The organism is bacterium (assembly GCA_030654305.1).
Taxonomy (GTDB): Bacteria; Krumholzibacteriota; Krumholzibacteriia; order LZORAL124-64-63; family LZORAL124-64-63; genus PNOJ01.
Genome location: JAURXS010000058.1, coordinates 1 through 9,412 on the forward strand (window position 1 = coordinate 1; position 9,412 = coordinate 9,412).

The 9,412-nt window shown below is 66.5% G+C and carries 2 protein-coding genes, 2 tRNA genes and 3 rRNA genes; all 7 read left to right on the forward strand.

Features of this window, described 5'->3' with window-relative positions; translation table 11 throughout:
- Positions 1 to 297: ribosomal RNA gene (locus tag Q7W29_01530) — 16S ribosomal RNA — on the forward strand; the annotation flags it as partial.
- 122 nt (positions 298 to 419) lie between these two features.
- A tRNA-Ile gene (locus Q7W29_01535) sits at positions 420 to 496 on the forward strand.
- An 11-nt stretch (positions 497 to 507) separates the two neighbouring features.
- Positions 508 to 583 (forward strand) — tRNA-Ala (locus Q7W29_01540).
- A gap of 85 nt (positions 584 to 668) precedes the next feature.
- Positions 669 to 3,663: ribosomal RNA gene (locus tag Q7W29_01545) — 23S ribosomal RNA — on the forward strand.
- A gap of 94 nt (positions 3,664 to 3,757) precedes the next feature.
- Positions 3,758 to 3,874, forward strand: a 5S ribosomal RNA gene (gene rrf, locus Q7W29_01550).
- A 176-nt stretch (positions 3,875 to 4,050) separates the two neighbouring features.
- Positions 4,051 to 6,384 (forward strand): acetate--CoA ligase family protein, encoded by a 2,334-nt coding sequence (locus Q7W29_01555; GenBank protein MDO9170496.1) that lies wholly within the window; start codon positions 4,051 to 4,053, stop codon positions 6,382 to 6,384.
- The gene (gene sppA / locus Q7W29_01560) at positions 6,381 to 8,117 is read left to right on the forward strand and encodes a signal peptide peptidase SppA (GenBank protein ID MDO9170497.1); all 1,737 of its coding nucleotides are present in this window, start codon (positions 6,381 to 6,383) and stop codon (positions 8,115 to 8,117) included. Before Q7W29_01555 ends, sppA begins: the two co-directional genes overlap by 4 nt.
- The last annotated feature ends 1,295 nt before the right edge of the window (positions 8,118 to 9,412 follow it).

The following is a 9,412-nucleotide window of genomic DNA, read 5'->3' on the forward strand; positions in this document are numbered from 1 at the left end:
ACAATGGGCTGCAAGACCGCAAGGTGGAGCGAATCCCAAAAAGCCGGCCTCAGTTCGGATTGTAGTCTGCAACTCGACTGCATGAAGTCGGAATCGCTAGTAATCGCGGATCAGCATGCCGCGGTGAATACGTTCCCGGGCCTTGTACACACCGCCCGTCAAGTCACCCGAGTCGGCTGCACCCCAAGTCGCTGCGCTAACCCGCAAGGGAAGCAGGTGCCCAAGGTGTGGTTGGTAAGGGGGACTAAGTCGTAACAAGGTAGCCGTATCGGAAGGTGCGGCTGGATCACCTCCTTTCTAAGGAGAAAGGCCTCCGGCCCTGTGCCGGAAGTCTTATGGTGAAGCTTGGAATCGTCCGTCTCGTACGCTATTCTCTTGTCAAAAGCCGGGATTTCCCCTTTTGGCGTGTGGTTGACTGGGGGCCTATAGCTCAGTTGGTTAGAGCGCACGCCTGATAAGCGTGAGGTCGGTAGTTCGAATCTACCTAGGCCCACCACGCTTCTCTTCGGGGATATAGCTCAGTTGGGAGAGCGCCGGCTTTGCAAGCCGGAGGTCGACGGTTCGATCCCGTCTATCTCCACCAGCACCGTCCACGACGGTACGTTCCTTGATAACCGAATATAGAGGGTAGCAAATGAAGGTGCATCTGAGGATGCGTTCTTGCCTTTGATTAAGCTACTAAGAGCACATGGTGGATGCCTTGGCGCCAGAAAGCGATGAAGGACGTGATAAGCTGCGTTAAGCCTCGGAGAGCTGCAAATAAGCTTTGACCCGGGGATTTCCGAATGGGGCAACCCACTGCGGGTAAACCTGCAGTATCCTGGACTGAATACATAGGTCCAAGGAAGCGAACGGGGGGAACTGAAACATCTAAGTACCCCCAGGAAGAGAAAGTAACAACGATTTCCTGAGTAGCGGCGAGCGAACGGGAAACAGCCTAAACCGCCAGCATGTTAAAGCTGCCGAGCGTTGTGCGGGCGGGGTCGCGGGACCCACACGGGAGGATCGGCGATCTCCCAAGGAGTTACAAAATTCATGGCTAGTTGAACGACCTGGAATGGTCGGCCATAGAGGGTGAAAGCCCCGTAAGCGAAAGCGATGAATCTCCTGTGGTGTTCCCAAGTACGGCGGGACACGAGAAATCCTGCTGGAATCTGGGAGGACCATCTCCTAAGGCTAAATATTCTCTGGCGACCGATAGTGAACCAGTACCGTGAGGGAAAGGTGAAAAGCACCCCGGAAGGGGAGTGAAATAGTACCTGAAACCATGTGCTTACAATCAGTCGGAGGCTGCTTCGGCGGCTGACGGCGTACCTTTTGTATAATGAGCCTGTGAGTTATCATACGCGGCGTAGGTTAAGTGCCTTTGGCACGGAGCCGTAGCGAAAGCGAGTCTGAATAGGGCGCAAGTCGCGTGTGGTAGACCCGAAGCCGGGTGATCTAGCCATGGCCAGGAGGAAGCGCATGTAACAGTGCGTGGAAGTCCGAACCGTAGTGGGTTGAAAACCGCTCGGATGAGTTGTGGCTAGGGGTGAAAGGCCAATCAAACCCGGAGATAGCTGGTTCTCCCCGAAATAGGTTTAGGCCTAGCCTCGTGTATGTTTACCGGAGGTAGAGCACTGAATGGGTTAGGGGCCCTACAAGGTTTACCGACCCCAATCAAACTCCGAATGCCGGATAAATTAAGCACGGGAGTCAGTCGACGAGAGATAAGTTTCGTCGGCGAAAGGGAAACAGCCCAGACCAACAGCTAAGGTCCCCAAATCTGGACTAAGTGGTTGAAGGATGTTGGATCGCCCAGACAGCTAGGAGGTTGGCTTAGAAGCAGCCATCCTTTAAAGAAAGCGTAATAGCTCACTAGTTAAGTGATCCAGCGCCGAAAATGATCGGGACTAAGTCCGGTACCGAAGCTATGGGCTCGCGCTTGCGCGAGCGGTAGGGGAGCATTCCGTAGGTGGTTGAAGCGGCCTCGCGAGGGACCGTGGACACATCGGAAGGGCATATGCAGGCATGAGTAGCGATAAAGCAGGCGAGAAACCTGCTCACCGAAAACCTAAGGTTTCCTGAGGAAGGCTAATCCGCTCAGGGTCAGTCGGTCCCTAAGTTGAGGCCGAAAGGCGTAGACGATGGGAATCCGGTTAATATTCCGGAACCTGGATGATTTCGTTTGTACGATGGGGTGACGCAGTAGTGAAAGGACGGCCAGCGGATGGAAGTGCTGGTCCAAACCCGTAGAGGTGGAACCTAGGCAAATCCGGGTTCCTTATACCTCGAGAGGTGATGGGGAAACGAGCCTTCGGGCGAGCCAACCGTCCCTAATCCGACTGCCAAGAAAAACCTCTAAGGAGAGATCGTCCAGACCGTACCGTAAACCGACGCAGGTAGGTGAGGAGAGAATCCTAAGGTGCTCGAGAGAACCCTTGTAAAGGAACTAGGCAAAATTGCCCCGTAACTTCGGGAGAAGGGGCGCCATGAGTAGGTGAAGCCGTTCGCCGGTGGAGCCGAAAGTGGCCGCAGTGAAAAGGCCTGAGCGACTGTTTACTAAAAACACAGGTCTCTGCAAAGTCGTAAGACGACGTATAGGGACTGACACCTGCCCGGTGCCGATCTGTTAAGAGGAGGGGTTAGCCGCAAGGCGAAGCTCTGAATCGAAGCCTCGGTAAACGGCGGCCGTAACTATAACGGTCCTAAGGTAGCGAAATTCCTTGTCGGGTAAGTTCCGACCTGCACGAATGGTGTAACGACTCGGGCGCTGTCTCTACAAGGGACTCGGCGAAATTGAATTGGCGGTGAAAATGCCGCCTACCCGCAGTTAGAAGGAAAGACCCCGTGCACCTTTACTACAACTTCGCATTGGCATTAGGCAGTTTTTGTGTAGGATAGGTGGGAGGCTGTGAGGCCGGCACGCCAGTGTCGGTGGAGCCAACCTTGAAATACCACCCTGGAACTGTTTGGTGTCTAACCCGATTCCGTTATCCGGGTCGGGGACAGTGCGTGGTGGGTAGTTTGACTGGGGCGGTCGCCTCCAAAAGAGTAACGGAGGCGCGCAAAGGTTCCCTCAGCGTGTTTGGCAATCACGCGTAGAGTGCAAAGGCATAAGGGAGCTTGACTGCGAGACCTACAAGTCGAGCAGGAGCGAAAGCTGGTCTTAGTGATCCGGCGGTCCCGTATGGAAGGGCCGTTGCTCAACGGATAAAAGGTACGCCGGGGATAACAGGCTTATCTCCCCCAAGAGTCCACATCGACGGGGAGGTTTGGCACCTCGATGTCGGCTCATCGCATCCTGGGGCTGGAGAAGGTCCCAAGGGTTTGTCTGTTCGCCAATTAAAGCGGTACGCGAGCTGGGTTTAGAACGTCGTGAGACAGTTCGGTCCCTATCTGCTGTGGGCGTAGGAGATTTGAGGGAAGCTGTCCTTAGTACGAGAGGACCGGGATGGACGTGCCTCTAGTGCACCAGTTGTCGCGCCAGCGGCATAGCTGGGTAGCTATGCACGGACGGGATAAACGCTGAAAGCATATAAGCGTGAAGCCCCTCCCAAGATAAGATCTCCCGGGCGAAAGCCCCTGAAGGCTCCAGGTAGACCACCTGGTTGATAGGCTGCAGGTGTACGTGCAGTGATGCATTCAGCCGAGCAGTACTAATAAGCCGTGAGGCTTAATCATCTTCCTTCCCCTTGCGGGAAGGAGGTCTGGCAAATTCGTGTCCGTGGATGAACCTTCGCTGCCCTCTATATTCGGTCCTCAAGGACCCAGACTTTTCGGTGGCGATAGCGCAGTGGAACCACCTGTTCCCATTCCGAACACAGAAGTGAAACGCTGCTGCGCCGATGGTACTGCACGGGGGACTGTGTGGGAGAGTAGGACGCTGCCGAAATTCTCGAGAGCCGCCGGTGCGCAAGCGCCGGCGGTTTCTTTTTGCCCCCCACCGGCGCGGACCGCGGCCTGGCCGCGCGGATCTTCTGGATTTCGCGCGACGTTCGCATCATCTTCTTGCCGACGGCGTCGCCCGGCGCCCGCCGCCGCGTTCCAGCCACGAACCGGAGGTCCGACTTGACGCCGCAGCGCCTGGCTTCCGTCCACGAGTTGCTGTCCGGGTTCGCCGCTCCCGCCGACCGCGACGCCGGCAAATCGCTGCGCCTCAACGAGGCCGAAGTCTACGCCCTGCTCGGGGCGATCGGCCTGGCGGCCTGCCCGCATCTGGCCTGGGCCCGCGACCCGGCCCGCAGGGCCGCGTGGCTCGCCGGCGCCGTCGCCCTGGCCGATGCCGGGGGCAAGCTGGTCCTGAAGGTCCTGGGACGCGATATCCTGCACAAGAGCGACGTCGGCGGCGTCGACGTCATCACCCTGCCGGCCGCGGGTCGCGCCGAAGCCCTGTCAGCTGCGGTGGACGACCTGCTGCGTCGCGTGTCGGCCGCCGGCGCGGGCGCCGGCATCGAGGGCGTGCTGGCCGCCGCCTTCGTCCCCCACCGCGCCAACGTTCCCGGCCAGGAAGTCCTGCTCAGCGTCCGCCTCGATCCGGCCTTCGGTCCGGTGGTGGTGGTCGGCGTGGGCGGCCTGCTCACCGAGTGGTACGGGCGCGGCACCGCGGGCCGCAGCCGGCTGATCCTGCCGGCGGCAGGCCTGACGCCGCGGCGCGCCGCCGAGGCGATCGCCGGCCACCCGCTGCTCTCCCTGCTCTGCCGCCCGTCGCGCCTCTACGCGCAGCCGCCCCTGGCGCCCGCGGTCCTGGGGGAGGCCGCGGCGGCCCTGGCCGGCCTCGCGGTGGCGACCGGCCCGGCGGCGGACAGCGACTGGACCCTCGAGGAGCTCGAGGTCAACCCGGCCGTGGTCCATGACGGCGCGCTGGTCGCGATCGACGGCGTCGCCCTGCTGTCGCGGCGGCGCTGGCCCGTGCCGAACCGGCCGCTGGCCCGCATCGGCGAGCTGCTGCACCCGCGCAGCGCGGCCGTCCTCGGCGCCAGCGCGCGCGGCGACAACCCGGGGCGCGTGATCCTCAACAACCTGAAGCGTTCCCGCGGCGTCGCTGCGGAGCGCCTGCACGTCGTGCACCCGAAGGAGAGCGCGATCGACGGCGTGCCCTGCGTGCCGTCGGTGGGCGACCTGCCCGAGAAGGTGGACCTGGCCGTGGTCTGCATCCCGGCCGCCGGCGCGCGCGACGCGATCGCCGAGATCGTCGCGGGCGACCGCGCCGCCTCGATCATCCTGATCCCCGGCGGTTTCGCGGAGGCCGGCGAGACCGCGCTGGCGGACGAGATCGAGGGGATCCTGGCCCGCAGCCACGACGCGCCCGGGGGCGGCCCGGTGATGGTCGGCGGCAACTGCCTGGGCATCGTCAGCCGCGACAGCTACAACACGTTCTTCCTGCCGCTGCACAAGCTGCCCTTCGGGGAGGCCGCGTGCGGCCGCAACCTCGCGGTGGTCAGCCAGTCCGGGGCCTACCTGGTGACCTTCGCCAGCAACTACGACGGGATCGTCAACCCGGCCGCCAGCATCAGTTTCGGCAACCAGATGGACCTGACCGTCGCGGATTTCCTGGCCCACTTCCTGGAGGCGGACGGGGTCGACGTCATCGCCTGCTACGTCGAGGGGTTCCGGCCGGGGGACGGCGACCGCTTCACGGCGCTGGCCCGCGAAGCGCAGGCCCGCGGCAAGCAGGTGCTGGTGTTCAAGGCGGGCAAGACCGAGCTCGGCGCCAAAGCGGCCGCCAGCCACACCGCGAGCCTGGCCGGCGACTACGACGTCGCCCTGGCCTGCCTGCAGGACGCGGGCGTGACCGTCGCCTCGACGCTGGACGAGTTCGAGGACCTGATCAAGACCTTCGCCCTGCTGATGCCGCGGCCGGCCCGCGGGCCGCGCGTGGGGATCCTGAGCAACGCCGGCTTCGAGTGCTCGACGGTCACCGACGCGCTCGCCGGCCTCGAGCTGCGCGGTTTCGACGCGGGCGTCCGCGCCGTGCTGGACGCGGCGCTGCCGGCCTTCGCACACCGCGACAACCCCGTCGACGCCACGCCCATGGCCGGCACCGCGGCCTACGCCGACGCGGTGGCGGCGATCCTCGCCAGCGACGGCGTGGACGCGGCGATCGTCTCGGCCGTGCCGGTCACGCCCGCCCTGGACGACCTGCCCGCCGCGCCCGGGGTGCACGGCGAGGACCTCGACGCGCCGGGCTCCCTGGCGGGGCGGCTGGCCCCGCTGCTGGCCGGCTGCGGCAAGCCCGCCGTGGTGGTGGTGGATTCCGGCCGGCTCTACGACCCGCTCTGCGCGCGCTTCGAGCAGGCCGGCGTGCCCGTGTTCCGCAAGATCGACCGCGCCGCCCGCGCCCTCGCCTGCTTCGTCGCCGCGTGCGCGCGGATGTCCGACCGCCGTTCCCTGGAGGACCGATGAAGAAATTCTGGATCGTGATCGGCCTGATCTGCGCCCTGACGGCGGCGGGCCTGTTCGGCGGCTGGTACCTCCTGCAGCGTCTCGGGACGCCGACGGGGCCCGTCGGGGGCGTGCTGGTCTGGCGGGTGGACGCGGACTATCCGGAGCGCCGCGACGAGGGCGCCTTCGCGGCGCTGGCCGGCCGCGACGTGCCGCTGATGCACGAGATCACGGCCGCGCTGTCGCGGGCCGCCCGCGACGAGCGCGTGACCGGCCTGTTCCTGGAGATCGCCGTCGCGCCGGCGGACTGGGCCGACGTCGAGGAGCTGCGCGACGCGATCACCAGCTTCGCCGCGGCGGGCAAGCCCGTGACCGCCTGGCTGAGCTTCGCCGGTTCCGGCGAGTACGCCCTGGCCTTGGCCGCGGACCGCGTCGTCCTGGCGCCCGAGGGCAACCTCATGGTCCCCGGGGCCAGCGCCCAGATGCAGTTCCTGGCCGGCACGCTGGAGAAGCTGGGCATGACGGCGGACTACGTCCACGTCGGCCGCTACAAGTCGGCCCCCGAGGCGATGACCCGCACCGACGCCACCGGCCCGCACCGCGAGATGATCGCGTCCCTGGTCGAGGAACACTACCGCGGCCTGGTGGCGCTGATCGCCCGCGACCGCGGGCTCGGCGAGGCGACGGTCGCGGAGCTGGTCGACCAGGGCCTGTTCGACGCCGAGGGCGCGCTCGCCGCGGCGCTGGTCGACACGCTCGACTACCGGGACGCGGCGCTGGAGGCCGACTTCGGCGACGCCGAGACCACCCTGTTCGAGGACTACGTCCTGTCGCCGGGCCGCGGCCGCGGCGAGCGCGTCGCGTTGGTGACGGTCGAGGGCACGATCGTCGAGGGCGACAGCGGCCGCGACTTCTGGTCCGGCCCCCTGGCCGGCAGCGACACGGTGATCGAGCAACTGCGGGACGCGGCCGAGGACGACGGCGTCGCCGCCGTCGTGCTGAGGGTCGACAGCCCCGGCGGTTCGGCCACCGCCAGCGACCTGATCTGGGACGAGATCAACCGGACCCGGCTCGACAAGCCGGTCGTGGTGTCGATGTCGGGCTACGCCGCCTCGGGCGGCTACTACGTCGCCTGCCCGGCCGACTCGATCTTCGCCGAGCCCGGCACCCTGACGGGCTCCATCGGCGTCTTCGCCGGCAAGATGGACCGCCACCTGCTCTACGAGAAGATCGGCCTGAACCGCGAGTTCGTCGTGCGCGGCCGCAACGCCCTGATGTTCGCCGACGCCGACCGCTTCGACGAGGCCCAGCGCGCCCTGCTCCAGGGCCAGCTCGACGCCTTCTACGGACGGTTCGTCGGCAAGGTCGCCGCCGGGCGCCGCCTCGATCCCGCCGCGGTGGCGGCCGTGGCCGAGGGGCGCGTCTGGACGGGACGGCAGGCGGTCGACGCCGGGCTGGTCGACGGGCTCGGCGGCCTGGACCGCGCGCTGGTGGCGGTGCGTGGGCTGGTCGGGCTGGACGCCGACGCGCCGCTGCGCCTCGTGTCGTTCGACCGGGAACCCAGCCTGTTCGAGCGCCTGCTGTCGCAGGCCCTGCGCGGCGGTGCCGTCGGGAATGCGGTCGAAAGTGCTGTCGGCGGCGAGGCGTGGACCGGCCCCTGGCGCGAGTTCGCCGACAGCGGCCTGCTCGCCCAGGCCCGATTGCTGGACGGCCGGCCGCTCGCCCTGCTCCCGCTGCGGCTGGAGTTCCGTTGAGCGGCCGTAGCGGTTGAGGTCGAGGCCCTCGGGCAGCGCCCGCCACAGGGCCGCCGCTCGCAGCTCGTCGCCGGAGGGGCGGTCCACGATCGGGCCGTTGCGCCACAGGACGTGGGCGCGGTCCTCGCTGTGGCCCCACAGCAGCAGGACGTGGCCCAGCTCGTGGACCAGCACGCGCCGGGCGTAGCGCACGTCCTGCGGGTCGTCGTAGGTGTCGCCGCAGCGGACGTGGACCCGCAGCACGCGCCCGGCCTTGTCGCGGCGGACCAGCTGGACGCTCATCGGCGGGTGCAGCTGGACGCCGGGGTAGTGGATCAGCCGGGCGCCGATCGCCGACTCCTCTTCCCAGACCAGCAGGGGGGGCGCGCCCTCGAGATGCCAGGCCCCGACCGCCTCGCGCAGGCAGGCGGCGAGATCGACGGCGCCGCTCTGCGCGGGGCCGCTGCCCACCGGGACCGGCCAGGGGTCCCATCGCGTCACCACCCCCGCGAACCTCGGCTGCGTCAGGTCCTGCACGAGGTGCAGCAGGTCGGCGTAATGGGCCGACGCCACCGCGGCGCGGGGCAGCGGCAGCCAGCCGCCCGGACGCGGCGAGTCGGGCGCGACCAGGAATTCATGCCACAGGTCGGGTGCGTCCGGCCGAAGCAACAGGGTGTCCGGCAGGGCGGTGTCGCCGGGCGTGGTCGTCAGGCGCCAGCACCAGTCCCGGCCGGTGACGGTCAGCAAGGCCGGGCCGCCGGACGGGTCACCGCCCGCGTCGTACCACCTCCAGCGGTGTTCTCCCGCAGGCGGCGGCGTCAGCCGGCACAGTTCGGCCGGGTACCGACCGACGACGCGGCGGGGTTCGGCCGGCGGCGTCGGCGCGGTCGGGTCGGCGGGTGGGGAGCAGCCCCCCGGGACGAGGATCGCCGCCAGGATCGTCGCGATCACGAGCGGCGGCACGGGGGTCGGGACCACAAGACGCAGGTTCACGGCACACCTCCGCGCGCCGTCGAGCAGGGAACGGGCCCGGCCCGCCGGCGTTGAAGCGGCCCTGCGGCGCGGTCAGGATGCACCGTTGAACGGATCGGCGACTTGGGCTAGGTTGGTCGGGATTCCGCCGGCCGCCGGCCGGCTCCAGGATGACGAGACTGACGACGACCCTGACGACGACGACCCTGACGACGACGACCCTGACGATGAGGGAGCGACGTGGCGACGGACCCCTATCTGGACGACGAGCAGCAAGGCGGCGGCTTCAACCCCGCGGACCTGCTGCGCACCTTCCTGCGGCGCAAGTGGCTGTTCATCGTGCC

Bases quoted from the DNA above. Each gene is read 5' to 3' on its own strand.
- sppA (MDO9170497.1), top strand. From the start codon at position 6,381: ATGAAGAAATTCTGGATCGTGATCGGCCTGATCTGCGCCCTGACGGCG.